The organism is Pseudomonas sp. (assembly GCF_035512415.1).
Taxonomy (GTDB): Bacteria; Pseudomonadota; Gammaproteobacteria; order Pseudomonadales; family Pseudomonadaceae; genus Aquipseudomonas.
Genome location: NZ_DATKDZ010000020.1, coordinates 15,029 through 30,992 on the forward strand (window position 1 = coordinate 15,029; position 15,964 = coordinate 30,992).

Consider the following 15,964-nt stretch of genomic DNA (forward strand, 5'->3'; position numbering starts at 1 on the left):
TCACTCCTTGTCATCAGCAAAAAGGCTACGGGCGTAGTGGTTGTGGCAGCGGTATAGGCCGGCCTCGGGCTCGGCGCTGGCGCACCAGAGCAGATCGTCCACATCGCGCAAGCGGTGCGGGCTAAGCCATTGGCCGATGGAATACAGACTCTCGACGAAGCGCACGGGGGTGTCAGCGTCCCGGGCATTGGCGACGCTGCCGGCGGCCTGCACGGGTGCCAGCGCGCCATAGCCCACCGGGATCGGCACCAGCCAGCCGTTGGGCAGCACGCGCTGGGCGCGCCACTCGACTTTGGCTGCCTGGGTTTCGCTGGCCGGGCGGGTTTCTTCTGCGCGGATATTCAGCCGGGAGAGGTCGAGCCAGGCGTCGAGCAAATCGGCGTTGGTATCCTCGGCACGCAGGGTTTGCAAGTGCGCGGCGAGCAAGTCGTCACGGCTAACCAGGGCGAAACCCGGCAACCAGCGGCGGCGCAAGCGGCGGAATTGCTCGCTGCGCTCCTGGCCATTTTGCGACAGGCGCTCCAGCGCGGGCTTGCGCTGCGGGTCGAGGAACACGCTACCTCCCGCGATACGCATACCGCCCAGCAACTCGGCGACATCGCGGGCGATCTGCTGGCGCTGCTGCCAGTCGCCCTGTACCGGGTCGGGCTGCTCGCCTTCGGCGTAACCACAGACGGCGAAGACCAGGGTTAGCTCCAGATGGATGCGCCCTTCTTCGACAATGGCGGCAGTTTCGCCGCGCTCATTCACCGGGTTGCGGGTCAGGTGGAAGGCGCGTTGATAGCCGTCGGTAACTTGCGCCTCATGGCTGTGGCAGATCACCCCGACGCTGTCGAACTGCAGCGGGTAGCGGCCGGCCAGCTTGCGCTCGATGGCCTGCATCAGGCCGACAAAGGCGCTAATGGCGGGGAAGCCCCAGGTCAGCGGGCTGGAAATGGCGTTGGCGTTCTGCACCCGCACATGCGGCAGGATCAGCAGGCCGTTGGATTGCGCGAGTTTACTCATGGTCGTCATCTCCCAGGTCACGCTGCTCGCGCTCGAACTGTTCCAGCCAGGCCTTGTTCAGCCAGTTGAGGTCGAGCCACAGAGCATCGCTGCCGAGGTGTTTGGCCCAGTAGCTGTTCTCCACATCGCCGACCGAAAGCTTGCTGACCAGGCGGGCGTTTAGCCAGTTGGCGAAGCGTTCGCGAATTTCCTCGACCCAGGCCATGCGCCGCCACTCGCTGGCGAAGGCTTGATCCTGGCCGGCGCGGCGAAAGTCCAGCCACAGTTGCTCGGCGCGATTGAGGTTGCACTCAGGCTTGGCCGACCAACCCGGCTCGAAGGCCCAGAGTTCGGCGGCGTAGAGCAGCAACTCGTCGATCAACTCGGTCAGCAGTTCATCGCGGCTGTTGCGGGTATGCACGTTCGGCGGCGGGCCGCTGAGCAAGAAGTCGCGCAGCGTCCGCACCAGTTCGGCTACGGCTGGGCGCTGACCAAATGCAGGGAAGATCGAGCCATCCAGGGTGCGGATCGGCAGACGCACATCGCGCTGCTGCCAGCTCGGCGGCAGAGAGGCGAGCAAATAGTTTTCCCCGCGCCGCTCGCTGTTGAGCTGAGAAATATTCTGCGGCTTGGTGCCGCCGAGCTTCTGCACCGCAAGCTGCGGGTACTCGCGGATCACCCCCGGATGAAACTGCTTGTCGCGCCGCGCCTGCCGCGCTTCCTTGGCCGGCTCGCCGAAACGATCCGCCTGGATGCCCTGGTAAACCCGGTGCGCCAGCGAGCTGGCATACAGCGGCGCGAGCAGATGGAAGTGCGCGTCATTGCGCGGGTCCTCACCCACCAGCCAGTAGAGCTGTTTCCCGCGGGTGTGCGAAGCCAGCTCGCCGCGCGGCCGGGTGATGCCGGTAAAGGCCCCAGCCAGGGTTTGTGCCTGCTCGGCGTCCTGACTCAAGGCCGCCAGGGTATCGCCATCCTCAGCCAGCAACAGCGTCAATAACGACTGGCCATCGTGCTCCAGCTTGAGCAACTTGTAGACATCCAGCGCCGCGGCATTACCCACCACATCGCCGGCAAAGTCGTCGCCCAGGCAATGGCTGCCCACCAGCTGATGGGCGCGCAATTCGGCAGGTAGGCAATAGAGGTTGGTGCCCTTGGCGTCGGGATGGATGGCCTTGAGCGTATGCGTCACCGCCTGAATCTGCCCAGCGCGGCGGGCGGCATCTTCCAGCCAGGTGACCGGGGCGTATTGGGCAAGCAGTGTGGCGCGCTTGGGGTCATCGTCGGCCAGGCCGTCGAGCTTGGTGGCTAGGCGTTCGGCGATAAAGCTTTCGATCAGGCTGCGGATTTCGCTTTGGCGGCGGGGGGAAGGGTCGTTCATGGCAGCGGGTCCTTGTGCTGGGAGGCAACACGAAAAGTAGCATTGTTTTGCCACTAGGTTTGAGTGACAGCCTGACCCAGACCGACTGAATCTTTTATGCTGCATTCATTCTGAGAAGCAGCATTTGTACTTCAAATAAATACAGATGAAGCGTATAAGCTTCATTTACTAATGAAGCACATAAGCTTCGAGTAGGTTTATTTGCAGTATATAAGGCTCTTTTTATCCAATAGAGCCTTATATGCTGCACTCTGGATAGAGCGAGTGAGATAGCCCATGCGCAACACAGTGCTGACCCAGATCAAACACCGACGCCTGCAGCTTGGCCTGAAGGGCACGGATATGCCGTTGCGGGTGGGGTTGAATCGCCAGCAGTACGGCAAGATCGAAAAAGACGGCAACCCCAGCCTGGGCACCCTGGACAAGATCGCCGAGGGGCTGGATGCGACTCTAATGCTGATCCCCAAAGAGCTGATGCGTCAGGTTGAACAGTTGCTGGCGGCCGATGCCCCGGGCGCAGCCACAGGCAGCTATCCGTTCGGCACAGTGATGAAGGAAACGGTGGAAGACCCCTGGCAAGACCTGTAAGGGATGGCCGGTTACGTGCTTGAACGGATACCGCTTGGGCGATGGTTCGCGGGCTCGTGGGAGGGGCTTTAGCCGCGAGGTTTTGAACCCGCAGGGTGTCGTTCTGCTAGCGATCAAGCCAGTAATCCGGCTGCCGATGGTGGTGAGAAACGGCGAGTATCAGGATCACCTCTGCAAGCACCGTATAACGCAGGGTGTAGGGGAAGCGTGGCAATGTCGCTTTGCGGATGTCGTCGTGATCGACGGGGTACATCAGGGGCATGCGCTGTATGCGTTCGCTGGTCTGACGCACTTCAGCAATAAGTCGGTCACCCAGGCCGGGCTGTTGTTCGTCTAGCCAGGTGCACGCCGCCATCAGTTCGCCGCGGGCAATGCGGGCGAAGCGAACTTGCATCAAGAGCGCACCAGGGCCTCGTCGAGAGCAACTGTTTCCAGCTCACCCCGGTGGTAAGCCTGCAGCCGGCGAGCGGCTTCCTCGCCCCAGATGCGTTCAATTTCAGGGTCGGGCTTGTCCAGGCTATGCAGCAACTGCTGTGCAATTTCAAAGCGCTGCGTAGCCGGCAGCTTGAGGGCTTGTTCGACGATTTTCTCGGTGCTCATGCGACACCTCCCAACAAGGTTTGATAGGCAGTTAGCTTGAGCCCGCAATTGCCGAAAGGCAACCAGCCAGCAGGGTTGGAAACACCGAGACATTGCTTGGCTATTTACGCTTGGCAAACCCCAGCACCGGGTGAAAGCGCCAGCCGCGGTCATTGGCCGGCAGGCTGACGGTGCCGAAGCGTTTGGCGCAGGCCTCCAGGGGCATGTCCAGTTCCTGGGCCAGTTCATCCAGCGCGGTGAGGTAGTCGGTTGTGCCCCAGGGGCTGATGCGTGGGCCGGCCAGCTCGCTGTCGGCGATGCGCTGGTGCTGGCTGTTTTCCACCGGCACATAGACCTGCTCGTAGCGGCGCTGGCCGGGGTCGATGCGGTTTAGCTGGAAATCCTCGCCGTCTTCAGTTGGCAGCAACACCAGATCGACACGCGGCAGGGTGTCCAGGCGGAACGGCTGTTGTTGCTGGGCGATGGCAGTGAGGTGCAACTGCGGTTGGTGCCAGCCGTCATGGGCGTTGAGTTCGCGATTCTGGCTGCTTTGTCGCCGCCGCTCGCGCTCTGACAGCGTGGCCGGGTCTGGCTCGGCTTTGTGCAACATCCAGTCCTGCAGGCGTGCGTGTTCCAGGTCGACCAGATTGCCGTTGTGGTTAAGCGGTGCCGGCCGTTCGAGGATGCGCGGGCGGGCGTCGATGCGCTGGTATTGCCCGGCTTCCAGCAGCGCATCCAGCCGATGCGAGTTCAACTGCCAGGGGCGTTCGTTCTCGAAGCCCGGTTTGCAGAACGCCGGTTGGTCGCGGTGTTCGGCGTGGCGCAGGTTGCTGTCGAAGACCTGCACATTGACCTGGGCGCAGGGCTCGGGGCGGTGCCGCCGAACCCGCCCGGCGAGCTGGATCAGCGAGCGCATGGACGAGGGCTCGACCACTGCCCAGTCATAGTCATGGTCGCGGCCGACTTCGGTGACCGGCGAGCCAAGCACGATAAACAGCTGCTCCGGCTCGTCGAAGTCGGTCAGGTGCTGGCGAATATCCGGCAGCGCAAACACGGCTTCCGGCTGCTCGCGCTTGAGGCTGGCATCCAGCCGGCTCTCGATGGCCGAGCGCAGTAGCAAGGGAAACTGCGAGTGGTAGACGCACAGGTGAATCCGCATGCCCTCGGCCGCACCCAGGCGAAACAGCGCCAGGGCCACGTCGAACAGCGGCTCGATATTGGCCATGCGCACCAGGCCAAAACTGACCCGCTTGCCGCTGTGCGGGTCTAGCGTGGCGTGTTGGCCATGCAGGTGCTGGGCGGCGGCGAGCACCTGCTCGGCGAAGGCTTGGCGAATCTCCTCCGGGCGCGGGCTGGCAAAACGCAGCGGCAACAATTGACAGTGGCGGCGCGCCGCCTGTTCGCCGAGCCAGGCGTGGCGACGCTGGGCGAAGTCGTGATGGGCCGCACTGAACGCCGCGCTATCGCTACAGTCCAGCCGCGTTTGCCGCTGTTCGTCGACCCAGGCGCAGGCGATATCCGGCAGCTCGCCAGGACGCTCGCCACGGTGCCGCTGGTATTCGATTCGCCCCGCGCGATAGGCCTCGAACAGGCCCTGGAGCAGCGCTGGCGGCAAGGTGGCCGAGGACAGCAAGACGCGACTGCCAAGCAGCCCGGCCCAGTGCACCAGACGCGCCAGTGCCGGCAGGTCGGCGATGTCGAAATCGTCCGGCTCGTCGAGCACCAGGTCGCTGCTCATCAGGCGCAGCATGGGCGCGATCTGCCGGCCGCCGCGCTGGCTCTCGGTGGCTGGGGTCAGGTGGTCGATGGTGCAGACCAGCAGCGGAGCGACCAGCAAGGCGCGCACCTGGGGTTCGTGGATTACCTTGTTGAGCAGCGGGTGGGCGTCTTCATTGCCGTCGAAACGCACATGGGCATCGTCGTCGAACAGCGCCTGGCTCGACGCCGAGCCGCTGCGCTCGGCTTCCTGCTGATGGTGTTCGAACAGCTCGCGGCTGGCCGCGCCGCCGACCCGTATCGCCAGGTCGTCCTCGCCTAGGCGCAGGCGCTCGCGAAAAGCCCGCCCGGTCTGCAGGGTCAGGCTGCGCAAGCCCAGGGCAAAGGCGCAGCGCATACCGCGCTCGGGGTCGTTCAGGGCGTACATGATGCGCGCGTTGGCCAGGGTCTTGCCGCAGCCAGTGGAGGCCATATTGACGATAAAAGCACCGTGTCTTGCGGCCTGCTCGCGCATACCGGCGGCCAGGTCGAAGGCCTTGTCCTGCCAGCGGAAGCGCTCATCGCGGCTGCGTTTCTTCAGGCCCTTATGCCGCGCCAGGCGTGGCAGGCTGCGCTCGAAATCCGCCAGGCGGTGGCAGATCAGCGCGGCGTTAGCCTCAACGCCGAGCAGGTGTTCATCGAGACCCTGGTTGGGCTTGCCGCTCTTGCGCTCGGTATTGGCCCACAGCGGATAGTCGGTTTCGCCCTGCAGCCGGCCCGCGCCGGTGAGGCTGGAGTAATAGTGGTCGGCGAGCATCAGGCTCAGGCGTGACAGGTGCATCAGGTAGGGGCTGCGTAACCAGTCGCACTGGCCGCGACGGGGCAGCAGGGCAAGCAGTCGCTCGGCCTGCTTACTCGCGCGTTTGCGCCAGCGCTCGGTGGTCACTGGCAGGCCATGGGGGAATTGCCAGTAGGGCTCGATCAGCGCTTTGTCGTGGGTGCTGCAGTGCTCGTTCCAGGTGGCGTCTATGTCGCCCGGTACGCTCTTGAGCATGCCGAGCTGGAAGCTGCGGATTTTGCCGCCCAGGCTGCCATCTTCGCCGGGCATCAGGGGTAGGCGGTGATGGGTGAGCACCAACCAGGCCAGCGCCGCGGCCAGAGGCGGTAGATGGGCGAAGGGTTTGTCGCAGCCGGGGTCGAGGCCGTCGCGTTGCAGGCGGTTTAGCCAGCTGGCGTGATCGCTGTCGCTCGGGTTGGCCAAGCGCGCCAACCAGGTTGGGTCGTCATCATTGCCAACGAAGGCCTGGAACAGACGCAGCGACGTCCACTCGTGGCGATACAGGTTACGCGACATGGGTGCGCCGGGTTTGAGCCGGTTCTGGAACGCCAGGCTGGCCTTGCCCAGGTCGTGCAACAGCGCCGCCAGGGTGCTGAGCAGGCGAATGTCCTCGGCGCTGTGCCAGTCGTTCTCGTCACTCTTGCGCAGCACATCGCGCTGGGTGCTGTTGGTCGGCACCGCGCCCTGGACATTGAAGCGGCTGGCGTCGCCGACTATCCACAGCAGCTCGCTATGGTCACGCCCGCGAATCCAGTGGCAGGCCACGGCGCTGTTGCGCCGGGCGGTTTTCTTCAGCAGCTTGCGCAGGGTATCCAGGCCGGCCTGAGTGATCGGCGTTTGCCAGGTGCGCTCGCCGCGGCGTTCGGCGAACTGGTCGAGAATGCGCCGGCTTTCCACCAGGGCGCGTTTGTCACACTGGCTGATCAGCAGGATATTCATCGGCCAGTGCTCTCGGCCACGGCCTTGAGCGTATCGATCATAAAATCCAGGGCTTCGCTGCGGGTCAGGCTCTCAATGCAGGCCTGACGGAACTCCTGCTCTTCGTCGCCGCGCACGGCGCTGATAAAGGCCTGCGGCAGGATGGTGGCGTCTTTGATCAGGTCGGCGACATCGAATACCAGGCCACCACGCCGGGTCTTGCCGTGCAGCACCGCCAAACCATGGGGAATGCCCAACACCCAGGTGGCGGTAGCACCCAAGCCGTAGGCCAGGTAATTGCCGTGGTCGAGAAAGCGGTTGGCCGGATCGCTGCCACTGCCACCCTTGGCGCGGGTGAAGTCGCCGTAACTGACCGCCCGCGCGGCCAGGGCGAACAGGCGCTTGCTTAGGCGCGCTTCTTCGGTCAGCAGAAAGGTGTTGTCCGCTGCCGCTTCGATGGCGATCAGCGAGGCATCGAGGGCGCGCGCAAGGTCAGCGGCATCGATGCTGAAACCGGCATCGCGCAGGGCACGGCTCTGCCAGCTTTGGCGGATGCGCTGCAGACGTGCGCATTGAAAGGCTTTGGCCGCCGCCAGGCGCAGGCTGTCGTCAAACCAGAAGCGCACCCAATGTTGCAGGTATTCGGTGGGCCGGTATTCGCTTTGCGGCGAAAACCAGGCGACCTCGATATCCACCTCGTTGGCGGAAAACAGCGGCGTGCCGCCACCGCCGCAGAAGCCAACCAGCACACCGGCTTTGGCCAATTCACGCATCGCCGCCTGGGTCACCGAGGTACCGGTGCCGAGCAGTATCGTGGTGGTGTTGGCGATGGGGATATTCCAGTACAGCGACTGCTTGCCGGCATCGGTCACGTACTCGACCCGCCCGCCATTGACCAGCACCCGGCAGTGCTGCAGGTAATAGATATTGGCGCGCTTGGAATGCAGGATGGTCTTGAGGTCGCTGGCGCTGATATCGTCCATGACGCTTACTCCTGGGGGCTTTGAGCATAGTAAACGCGTCTTGGCGGCCTATTGCCAATCGAGCCAGCGCGCTGACCTGAAGATTCCAGCAGAGTTATGCTCCTGAAACCAACCCGGAACGGCTGCCCATGCATTACCAAAACATCCTCTTCGACCTTGACGGCACCCTGACCGACCCGCGTGAGGGCATCACCCGTTCGGTGCAGCATGCGCTGGCGCAGCTCGGTATCGATGAGCCGGATTTGCAGGCGCTGGAGCACTTTATCGGGCCGCCGCTGTTGCAGTGTTTTATGCATACCTATGACTTCGACGAGGCCACGGCCTGGCAGGCGGTGCATCACTATCGCGAGCGCTTTCGCGAAGTCGGGCTGTATGAGAATCGGTTGTTCGATGGGGTTGGCGAGCTGCTGGAGTTGCTGCTCACGCAGAATCGCACTCTGTATATCGCCACCAGCAAACCGGCGGTGTTTGCCACCGAGATTGCCCGGCATTTCGATTTCGGTCGGCACTTCAAGGTTATCTACGGCAGCGAGCTGGACGGCACGCGCACTGATAAGGTCGAGCTGATCGCTTATCTGCTCGAGCAGGAAGGCTTCGCGGCGGACAGCGCATTGATGATCGGCGACCGCAAGCACGATCTGATCGGCGCGCGGCACAATGGCCTGGATGCGGCGGCGGTGGGTTATGGTTTCGGCAGTGTCGAGGAGCTGCAGGCCGAGGCTCCGCGCTACCATTTTTCGACCCTGGCCGAGTTGCATCGGGCTTTTATGGGCTAGGCCGGGACGGTGACTGAACGACCTTCGCGGTCAAGACCGCTCCTACATAGGGCGTAGGTGCGGGCTTAGTCGTTGCGCTGATAGATGATCTTCTTGGTGCCGCCTTCGCAGCTGCCGACCACCATATTGGGGTCTTGGGCTTCGTCGTTGGGCACGATCTCCAGGGTGTAGCTGGCAACGCCGGCGGCCTGGATCTTCACCTCGATTTCCTGCTTCAGCTCTTCGCAGGGTTTGGCTGCCGCCAGGGCGGTGCTGCTGAGCACAGCAAGCAGTATGGCCAGGGTCCATTTGTTCATTGCATCGCTCCTTTGCCGGAATGGCAGTTCTGAGGCTTTGACCGCTGCGCGGCCGGGCAAGTTCTCGCCCCGTCAGACAAGGTTTGCAGGGTCTGCTGGCGCTCGTTTTCGGGCAGTTTACCGAGGGCCGCGACCCGCTGGTAGAAGCGCGGCCAGTCGCCTTCGGCCTGCGCGAACAGGTCGGCAAAAGCCGGCACCCAACGATCATAGAGGCCGAACGGCAGCAGTTTGGCATTGTTCAGCGGCGCGGCCATCCAGCCATCGTAACGGCCGACACCGTCCCATTCCCTCTCGCGCAGGTCATGGTATTCGGCGCGCAGGCGGGCGAATTCGGCCTGTTTGCCGGCACGCATCTGTTTCTCCGCCTGCCCGCTGGCATAGAGCTGCACCAGGCGTTCGCGGCTGGCCAGCACCAGAGCGGTGAACTGTTCACGCTGGCGTTCGCCATGGGGGTCCGCCGGGGCCAGGCCGCGGGCCGCACGCCATTGGCGCAGGCCCTGACGCTCGACAAAGGTGGCAAAGGATTCGTTAAAGGCGGTGTCGTTGGCGACATACAGCTGCTGGTGCGCCAGCTCGTGGAAGATCACCGCCACCAGGCGCTCGTCGCTCCAGCGCAGCATGGTGTTGAGGATCGGGTCGTCGAACCAGCCCAGGGTGGAATAGGCCTCCACGCCGCCCAGGTAAGTATCGAAGTCGCGCTGTTTGAGCAACGCCGCAGCGCCACGGGCCCGGCCCTGGCTATAGAAGCCGCGATAGGCCACGCAGCCGGCAATCGGGAAGCAGTGCAGCTGCGGGTCCAGAGAAAACTCGGTGGTGGCGAACACATTCCACACCACAAAAGGTCTCTGGATATCGGCGTACAGACGATAGCTGCGGTTGTCCGGCAGGTGCAGCGCGGTGCTGGCAAAACGGCGCGCCTGCAGGGCCATGGCCAGGCGGTGCTTGAGCTCGGTATCGGTGGCCGGGTCGGCGAGCAGTTCGACGATGGGTTCGCGGGCCTGCAGCAGTTGCAGGTGCCCCCGCGCCAGCTGGCCGTAGTAATCCAGGGTGCTGCAGCCGCCAAGCAGCAGCGCCGCAGCCAGTGGAACCCAAGGGCGGCAGGCGAAGTCGATAAGGGGGTGAGCAAGGCGAGTGATCATGCCCGCCAAATTAGCGCATTGCTGCTACTGCCTGCACTAACAGGCGTAAGCTGATTGCATCACGCCAACATCCCGGAGGCTCCCATGCGTTACCTGGCCCTGCTTGTCAGCCTGTTGCTTCTCGGCGCTTGCGCCTCGCCGTTGCCTGCACGCAACCCCGGGATGGCCTGGGTTGATCTATACACCCCCGCCAGCGATCTGTTGATGGCCGAAGAACTCGACGGCAAACGCCTCAACGACGGTCGTTACTTTCAGGTAAGTCCGGGCAGCCATGAGCTGATTGCGCGTTTTCGCTTCGAAGTGCAGAGCGGCGGCAACCTGATGGCCGAGCCGATAGAGCGCACCTGTGAGTTGCGCGTGCGCTACGACAACTTTGCCGCCGGCCAGCGCTACCGGATCGAAGCCCGGACGCTGGCGATGAGTGCCCAGGCCTGGCTCTACGACGAGCAGCGCAATGTGCTGGCGCGAGCCAAGGTGCTGCGTTGCGGGATGTTCTAGCAGACAGCGGCGGTTGCGCGACTGCCTGCGGGAACCTTTACGGATACGCTCGGATCAAGCGTCGAGCACGGCTTCCAGGGTGATTTCGGCATTCAACAGTTTGGATACCGGGCAGCCGTTCTTGGCCGCGTCAACCGCCTGCTCGAAGGCCGCTCGGTCGGCACCCGCAATCTTTGCCCGTAGGGTCAGGTGCACGGCGGTGATGGCGAACCCGTCGTCAAACTTGTCGAGGGTGACCTCGGCCGTGGTCTCGATACTTTCGGCGGTCATTCCGGCGTCACCCAGCTCCTTGGACAGGGCCATGGAAAAACAACCGGCGTGGGCCGCGCCGATCAGCTCTTCCGGATTGGTGCCGGGCTGATCCTCGAAGCGCGTATTGAAGCCGTAAGGGCTGTTCGACAAGGCACCGCTCTGGGTAGAGATAGTGCCTTTGCCATCTTTGATGCCACCTTGCCAGTGGGCCGATGCTGTCTTTTTCATCTGAGCTCTCCATTGCTTTAAGGACTACAGAGTTCAGAGAGCCATAGGCGCGACAAGTTCGCAGTGATTTAGCCGGCGCGCACCTGAGCAAGGATTTCAAAGGCGTGCAAGCGGTCGGCGAAGTCGTAAAGATCGCAAGTAAAGATCAGCTCGTCCGCACCGGTCTGCTCCAGCAGCACCTCCAGGCGCGAGCGGATTTTCTCCGGGCCGCCGATCATCGCCATGCCGAGGAAGCTGCCCACCGCCTCCTTCTCATGGGGCAGCCACAGGCCCTGCATGCTCGTTACGGGCGGCTTCTGCACCAGGCTCTGACCGCGGATCAGGGCGAGGATGCGCTGGTAGGCCGAGGTGGCCAGGTATTCGGCCTGCTCATCAGTGTCGGCGGCGATCAGCGGCACGCCGAGCATCACATAGGGCTTGTCGAGTACGGCCGAGGGCTTGAAGTGATTGCGGTAGACGCGAATCGCCTCATGCATATAGCGCGGCGCGAAGTGCGAGGCGAAGGCATAGGGCAGGCCTTTCTCGCCGGCCAGCTGGGCGCTGAACAGACTGGAACCGAGCAGCCAGATCGGCACATTGGTGTCGGTGCCGGGCACGGCGATCACCCGCTGATCCGGCGTGCGCGGGCCGAGGTAGCGCTGCAGCTCCTCGACATCCACCGGGAAGTCATCGGCGTTGCCAATACGGTCGCGGCGCAGGGCCTGGGCGGTGAACTGGTCGGCCCCCGGCGCGCGACCCAGGCCCAGTTCGATGCGGCCGGGGTAGAGCGTGGCGAGAGTGCCGAACTGCTCGGCGATCACCAGCGGCGCATGGTTAGGCAGCATCACCCCGCCGGAGCCCAGGCGAATCGTGGAAGTGCCAGCGGCCAGATAACCGAGCAGCACGGCGGTGGCCGAGCTGGCAATGCCGTCCATATTGTGGTGCTCGGCCACCCAGAAGCGCTCGAAACCCAGGCGCTCGACATGCTGCGCCAAGGCCAGGGAGTTGTGCAGGGCCTGGGCAGCGTTGCCGTCATCGCGGATCGGTGCCAGGTCGAGGGTGGAGAATTTAGTTTGGGCGAGTGTGCTCATCGGGCTTACCTGTGGGTTATCCGTTTGCGTGGGCGCAGCAATGCGCCAATACCTGAGTTAGATAGTGGGGCTTGTTCTGCGGATTCCAAGGGGCAGTGGGCTGAGGCGGGGGTGATCGCCGGAGTTCATCCGGCCTCGTAGCCTGGATAAGCACAGCGCAATCCGGGGTCGCAAACCCGGATTGCGTCAAGGCTCTACGGGATTTGTGTTATCCAACCTACGAGGTCGTAGGCTCTGCAACTGACGGTGTATTGCCGCCCAGGCCCTCAGCTGCTGCTCAGGCGAAAACCGACCTTCAGGGTGACCTGGTAGTGGCCAACCTTGCCGTCGACTATATGGCCGCGGGTTTCCACCACCTCGAACCACTCGAGGTGGCGTACCGACTTGGCACATTCGGCCAGGGCATTCTCGATGGCATCTTCAATGCTGACTTTCGAGGAACCGACGATTTCGATTTTCTTGTAGGTGTGATGATCGGACATTGCAGCTCTCCCAGGTGGCTGAACAGGTGGGTCATGTAGTTGAGGCCCACCCGCGAACGCTAAAGTTCAGATTAGTCGCACTTGGCCTGCCCGGTTGCCGATGATGGCCGCTAACGCTCCAGTTCCTTGCGCAGCCACTGCGCCAGGCGTTCGGCACGGTTATCGCGGCTGCGCATTGGCACCCAAAGCGCCAGGCGTGCCGAGGTTTCGACAAAGCCCCAGGGCGCGACCAGGCGACCAGCGGCCAGATCGTCCGCCACCAGTTGCTGCGGTGCGATAGCCACGCCCAGGCCGGCGGCGGCGGCTTCCAGCAGGTAGTAGAGATGTTCGAAACCCTGACCGAGTTTTAGCGCAGAGGCATCCAGGGCGTTGCTGGCGGCCCAGCTGGGCCAGGCCTGTGGACGGGAGCTGGTGTGCAGCAGCGGCTCGCCCAGCAGCGCCGCGGCAGGAGCCCGGTGCAATTCGGCGAAGCGTGCATAGCGCGGGCTAAGCACCGGGCCGATGCGCTCGACGGCCAGCTGATAAACCTGCATATCCGCCGGCCAGGGTGGCTCGGCGAACCATAGGGTGGCATCCACACCGGGGCGACGCGGGTCCAGCTCGCCTTCGCTGGCGGACAGCTGCAGGCGCAGTTCCGGCAATTCACGATTGAGCCGGTCCAGGCGCGGAATAAACCAGCGCGCCAGCAGGCTACCCGGACAGGCCAGGACAAACGGCGCATCGGCTTGGCCCTGCTGCAGCTCCGCGCAGGTGCTGCGCAGGCGGGCAAACAGCTCGCTGCTGACGTCGCGCAGGCGCACACCCGAATCTGTGAGTTTAAGGCCGCGACCTTCTTTGCTGAACAGCGCCACACCCAGGTGTTCCTCCAGGGCGCGAACCTGCCGACTGACCGCACCATGGGTCACATACAGTTCATTCGCGGCCTGGCTGATGCTGTTCAAACGGGCGGCCGCTTCGAAGGCGCGCAGAGCATTAAGCGGCGGAAGATCCTGGCTCATCTGTGAGTTTTCCTGACTAGTTGCGGCGATCTTATCGCTTTTGCCGCGCGCGCCACAGCTTTATCCTGTGCCCATTGCCGTAGAAGCGGGGAATCCTACCCGTGAAGCGCGCCCGAATTTTCTGAGGAGAACGCCATGACTTCCTTGCGCACTGGCCCAGACGCCAACGGCCTGTTCGGCTCGTTCGGTGGCCAATATGTCGCCGAAACCTTGATGCCGCTGATCCACGACCTGGCCGCCGAATATGAAAAGGCCAAGCTCGATCCCGAGTTCCAGAAAGAACTGGCCTACTTTCAGCGTGATTTCGTCGGTCGCCCGAGCCCGCTGTACTTCGCCGAACGCCTGACCGAGATGTGCGGCGGCGCGAAGATCTACTTCAAGCGCGAAGAGCTCAATCACACCGGCGCGCACAAGATCAACAACTGCATCGGCCAGGCTCTGCTGGCGCGGCGCATGGGCAAGAAGCGCATCATCGCCGAGACTGGCGCGGGCATGCACGGTGTGGCTACGGCCACCGTCGCAGCGCGTTTCGGTATGGAATGCGTGATCTTTATGGGCACCACCGACATCGATCGCCAGCAGGCCAACGTATTTCGCATGAAGCTGCTGGGTGCCACCGTGATTCCGGTGGTCGCCGGCACTGGCACCCTGAAAGATGCGATGAACGAAGCGCTGCGCGACTGGGTGACCAACGTCGACAATACCTTCTATATGATCGGCACCGTGGCCGGCCCGCACCCGTACCCGGCAATGGTGCGCGACTTCCAGGCGGTGATCGGCAAGGAAACCCGCGAGCAGATCCTCGCCCAGGAAGGCCGTCTGCCCGACAGCCTGGTGGCCTGCATCGGTGGCGGCTCCAATGCCATCGGCCTGTTCCACCCCTTCCTTGACGACAAGGATGTGCAGATCGTCGGCGTTGAAGCAGCCGGCTACGGCATCGAAACCGGCAAGCACGCCGCCAGCCTCAACGGCGGCGTACCCGGCGTGCTGCACGGCAACCGCACCTTTCTGCTGCAGAACGACGACGGCCAGATCATCGACGCCCACTCGATTTCCGCCGGCCTGGATTACCCCGGCATCGGCCCTGAACACGCCTGGTTGCACGACGTCGGCCGGGTTGAATACACCTCGGTAACCGACGAAGAAGCCCTGGCCGCGTTCCACACCTGCTGTCGCCAGGAGGGCATTATCCCAGCCCTGGAAAGCGCCCACGCCCTGGCCGAAGCCTTCAAGCGCGCGCCGAACCTGCCCAAGGAGCACCTGATGGTGATCAACCTGTCCGGCCGTGGCGACAAGGATATGCAGACCGTTATGCACCATATGGAAAACACTTCGCAGGAGAAACACTGATGAGCCGCCTGCAAGCCCGCTTTGCCGAGCTGAAAGAACAGAACCGCGCCGCCCTGGTGACCTTCGTCACCGCCGGCGACCCGAACTACGACGCCTCCCTGGCGATCCTCAAAGGCCTGCCGGCTGCCGGTGCCGATGTGATTGAGCTGGGCATGCCCTTTACCGACCCGATGGCCGATGGCCCGGCGATCCAGCTGGCGAATATCCGCGCCCTGGAAGGCGGTCAGAACCTGGCCATGACTCTGCAGATGGTCCGCGAATTCCGTGAAGGCGAACAGGCTACGCCGCTGGTGCTGATGGGCTACTTCAACCCGATCCACAAGTACGGCGTCGAGCGTTTTATTGCAGAAGCGGTGGCCTCGGGCGTCGACGGCCTGATCGTGGTCGACCTGCCGCCAGAACATAACGTCGACCTTTGCGATCCGGCTCAGGTCGCGGGTCTGGACTTTATCCGCCTGACCACGCCGACCACCGACGACAAGCGCCTGCCGAAGGTACTTAACGGCAGCTCCGGCTTCGTTTACTACGTCTCGGTAGCGGGCGTTACCGGTGCCGGTTCGGCGACGCTGGACCACGTCGAGCAGGCTGTTGCTCGCCTGCGTCGGCACACCGATTTGCCGCTGTGCATCGGCTTCGGCATCCGCACTCCGGAGCATGCCGCGACCATCGCGCGATTGGCCGATGGTGTAGTGGTGGGCTCGGCGCTGATCGACCAGATCGCCAACGCCACCAGCAGCGACCAGGCGGTGGATGGCGTGCTTAGCCTGTGCAGTCAGCTGGCCGAAGGTGTACGCGGCGCGCGTGCTTAATCAGCCTTAACTCGCCGGGGTAGGGTGGACATGCCGTAGGCTTGTCCACCTTGCAAGCGGCGGACAAGGCTCTGCCATGTCCACCCTACATAGCTCTGGTAGC

At 63.5% G+C, this 15,964-nt stretch carries 17 protein-coding genes; 5 read left to right on the forward strand and 12 right to left on the reverse strand.

Annotation, left to right across the window (positions count from 1 at the left end; genetic code table 11):
- Both csy2 and csy1 read right to left on the reverse strand, forming a co-directional pair.
- Positions 1-1,005, reverse strand: coding sequence for a type I-F CRISPR-associated protein Csy2 (gene csy2 / locus VMP31_RS10075; RefSeq protein ID WP_325506647.1), 1,005 nt, complete (start codon positions 1,003-1,005; stop codon positions 1-3).
- Positions 998-2,362 carry a type I-F CRISPR-associated protein Csy1 gene (csy1, locus tag VMP31_RS10080; protein WP_325506649.1) on the reverse strand — a complete coding sequence of 455 codons (1,365 nt, stop codon included), beginning with the start codon at positions 2,360-2,362 and terminating at the stop codon, positions 998-1,000. The genes csy2 and csy1 overlap by 8 nt, the downstream gene beginning before the upstream one ends.
- A 276-nt stretch (positions 2,363-2,638) precedes the next feature.
- Here csy1 and VMP31_RS10085 point away from each other — a divergent pair, with 276 nt between their 5' ends.
- Positions 2,639-2,950, forward strand: a complete 312-nt coding sequence (locus tag VMP31_RS10085) for a helix-turn-helix transcriptional regulator (RefSeq protein WP_325506651.1) — start codon at positions 2,639-2,641, stop codon at positions 2,948-2,950.
- Positions 2,951-3,056: 106 nt separating this feature from the next.
- Here VMP31_RS10085 and VMP31_RS10090 read toward each other — a convergent pair whose 3' ends face one another.
- The 4 genes from VMP31_RS10090 to cas1f form a co-directional block, all read right to left on the reverse strand.
- Positions 3,057-3,344, reverse strand: a complete 288-nt coding sequence (locus tag VMP31_RS10090; RefSeq protein ID WP_325506653.1) for a type II toxin-antitoxin system RelE/ParE family toxin — start codon at positions 3,342-3,344, stop codon at positions 3,057-3,059.
- Positions 3,344-3,550, reverse strand: coding sequence for an addiction module protein (locus tag VMP31_RS10095; RefSeq protein ID WP_325506655.1), 207 nt, complete (start codon positions 3,548-3,550; stop codon positions 3,344-3,346). The genes VMP31_RS10090 and VMP31_RS10095 overlap by 1 nt, the downstream gene beginning before the upstream one ends.
- Before the next feature lie 100 nt (positions 3,551-3,650).
- Entirely contained in the window at positions 3,651-7,001 is a 3,351-nt protein-coding gene (gene cas3f, locus VMP31_RS10100) for a type I-F CRISPR-associated helicase Cas3f (RefSeq protein WP_325506657.1), read from the reverse strand.
- Positions 6,998-7,963, reverse strand: coding sequence for a type I-F CRISPR-associated endonuclease Cas1f (cas1f, locus tag VMP31_RS10105; protein WP_325506659.1), 966 nt, complete (start codon positions 7,961-7,963; stop codon positions 6,998-7,000). Before cas1f ends, cas3f begins: the two co-directional genes overlap by 4 nt.
- A 128-nt stretch (positions 7,964-8,091) precedes the next feature.
- On the opposite strand from cas1f, the gene VMP31_RS10110 reads away from it, so the two are divergent.
- Positions 8,092-8,739 carry an HAD family hydrolase gene (locus VMP31_RS10110; RefSeq protein WP_325506661.1) on the forward strand — a complete coding sequence of 216 codons (648 nt, stop codon included), beginning with the start codon at positions 8,092-8,094 and terminating at the stop codon, positions 8,737-8,739.
- Positions 8,740-8,804: 65 nt separating this feature from the next.
- On the opposite strand, the gene VMP31_RS10115 is transcribed toward VMP31_RS10110, so the two are convergent.
- Together VMP31_RS10115 and VMP31_RS10120 are read right to left on the reverse strand one after the other, a co-directional pair.
- On the reverse strand, positions 8,805-9,035 hold the full coding sequence (locus tag VMP31_RS10115) for a DUF1161 domain-containing protein (RefSeq protein ID WP_325506663.1): 231 nt from the start codon (positions 9,033-9,035) through the stop codon (positions 8,805-8,807).
- Positions 9,032-10,174, reverse strand: a complete 1,143-nt coding sequence (locus VMP31_RS10120; protein WP_325506671.1) for an aminopeptidase — start codon at positions 10,172-10,174, stop codon at positions 9,032-9,034. The genes VMP31_RS10115 and VMP31_RS10120 overlap by 4 nt, the downstream gene beginning before the upstream one ends.
- 84 nt (positions 10,175-10,258) lie before the next feature.
- Here VMP31_RS10120 and VMP31_RS10125 point away from each other — a divergent pair, with 84 nt between their 5' ends.
- Positions 10,259-10,672 carry a hypothetical protein gene (locus VMP31_RS10125; RefSeq protein WP_325506672.1) on the forward strand — a complete coding sequence of 138 codons (414 nt, stop codon included), beginning with the start codon at positions 10,259-10,261 and terminating at the stop codon, positions 10,670-10,672.
- Between the two features lie 54 nt (positions 10,673-10,726).
- Here the strand turns inward: VMP31_RS10125 and VMP31_RS10130 are convergent, their stop codons facing one another.
- From VMP31_RS10130 to VMP31_RS10145, 4 genes are all read right to left on the reverse strand, one after another.
- On the reverse strand, positions 10,727-11,152 hold the full coding sequence (locus tag VMP31_RS10130; protein WP_325506673.1) for an OsmC family protein: 426 nt from the start codon (positions 11,150-11,152) through the stop codon (positions 10,727-10,729).
- 68 nt (positions 11,153-11,220) lie between these two features.
- The gene (locus VMP31_RS10135) at positions 11,221-12,222 is read right to left on the reverse strand and encodes an LLM class flavin-dependent oxidoreductase (RefSeq protein WP_325506674.1); all 1,002 of its coding nucleotides are present in this window, start codon (positions 12,220-12,222) and stop codon (positions 11,221-11,223) included.
- Positions 12,223-12,488: 266 nt separating this feature from the next.
- Positions 12,489-12,704 carry a dodecin gene (locus VMP31_RS10140; protein ID WP_325506675.1) on the reverse strand — a complete coding sequence of 72 codons (216 nt, stop codon included), beginning with the start codon at positions 12,702-12,704 and terminating at the stop codon, positions 12,489-12,491.
- A gap of 110 nt (positions 12,705-12,814) precedes the next feature.
- Positions 12,815-13,702, reverse strand: coding sequence for a LysR family transcriptional regulator (locus tag VMP31_RS10145; RefSeq protein ID WP_325506676.1), 888 nt, complete (start codon positions 13,700-13,702; stop codon positions 12,815-12,817).
- A gap of 135 nt (positions 13,703-13,837) precedes the next feature.
- Here VMP31_RS10145 and trpB point away from each other — a divergent pair, with 135 nt between their 5' ends.
- Both trpB and trpA read left to right on the forward strand, forming a co-directional pair.
- Positions 13,838-15,052, forward strand: coding sequence for a tryptophan synthase subunit beta (gene trpB / locus VMP31_RS10150; protein ID WP_325506677.1), 1,215 nt, complete (start codon positions 13,838-13,840; stop codon positions 15,050-15,052).
- Positions 15,052-15,861: a tryptophan synthase subunit alpha gene (gene trpA, locus VMP31_RS10155; protein WP_325506678.1), complete on the forward strand. Its 810-nt coding sequence runs from the start codon at positions 15,052-15,054 to the stop codon at positions 15,859-15,861. Before trpB ends, trpA begins: the two co-directional genes overlap by 1 nt.
- The last annotated feature ends 103 nt before the right edge of the window (positions 15,862-15,964 follow it).

Coding starts and splice junctions, on each gene's coding strand:
- VMP31_RS10120 (WP_325506671.1), bottom strand. CDS start 10,174: ATGATCACTCGCCTTGCTCACCCCCTTATCGACTTCGCCTGCCGCCCT.
- VMP31_RS10110 (WP_325506661.1), top strand. CDS start 8,092: ATGCATTACCAAAACATCCTCTTCGACCTTGACGGCACCCTGACCGAC.
- cas3f (WP_325506657.1), bottom strand. CDS start 7,001: ATGAATATCCTGCTGATCAGCCAGTGTGACAAACGCGCCCTGGTGGAA.
- VMP31_RS10140 (WP_325506675.1), bottom strand. CDS start 12,704: ATGTCCGATCATCACACCTACAAGAAAATCGAAATCGTCGGTTCCTCG.
- cas1f (WP_325506659.1), bottom strand. CDS start 7,963: ATGGACGATATCAGCGCCAGCGACCTCAAGACCATCCTGCATTCCAAG.
- VMP31_RS10130 (WP_325506673.1), bottom strand. CDS start 11,152: ATGAAAAAGACAGCATCGGCCCACTGGCAAGGTGGCATCAAAGATGGC.
- trpA (WP_325506678.1), top strand. CDS start 15,052: ATGAGCCGCCTGCAAGCCCGCTTTGCCGAGCTGAAAGAACAGAACCGC.
- VMP31_RS10095 (WP_325506655.1), bottom strand. CDS start 3,550: ATGAGCACCGAGAAAATCGTCGAACAAGCCCTCAAGCTGCCGGCTACG.
- VMP31_RS10145 (WP_325506676.1), bottom strand. CDS start 13,702: ATGAGCCAGGATCTTCCGCCGCTTAATGCTCTGCGCGCCTTCGAAGCG.
- VMP31_RS10125 (WP_325506672.1), top strand. CDS start 10,259: ATGCGTTACCTGGCCCTGCTTGTCAGCCTGTTGCTTCTCGGCGCTTGC.
- VMP31_RS10115 (WP_325506663.1), bottom strand. CDS start 9,035: ATGAACAAATGGACCCTGGCCATACTGCTTGCTGTGCTCAGCAGCACC.
- VMP31_RS10135 (WP_325506674.1), bottom strand. CDS start 12,222: ATGAGCACACTCGCCCAAACTAAATTCTCCACCCTCGACCTGGCACCG.
- VMP31_RS10085 (WP_325506651.1), top strand. CDS start 2,639: ATGCGCAACACAGTGCTGACCCAGATCAAACACCGACGCCTGCAGCTT.
- trpB (WP_325506677.1), top strand. CDS start 13,838: ATGACTTCCTTGCGCACTGGCCCAGACGCCAACGGCCTGTTCGGCTCG.
- VMP31_RS10090 (WP_325506653.1), bottom strand. CDS start 3,344: ATGCAAGTTCGCTTCGCCCGCATTGCCCGCGGCGAACTGATGGCGGCG.
- csy2 (WP_325506647.1), bottom strand. CDS start 1,005: ATGAGTAAACTCGCGCAATCCAACGGCCTGCTGATCCTGCCGCATGTG.
- csy1 (WP_325506649.1), bottom strand. CDS start 2,362: ATGAACGACCCTTCCCCCCGCCGCCAAAGCGAAATCCGCAGCCTGATC.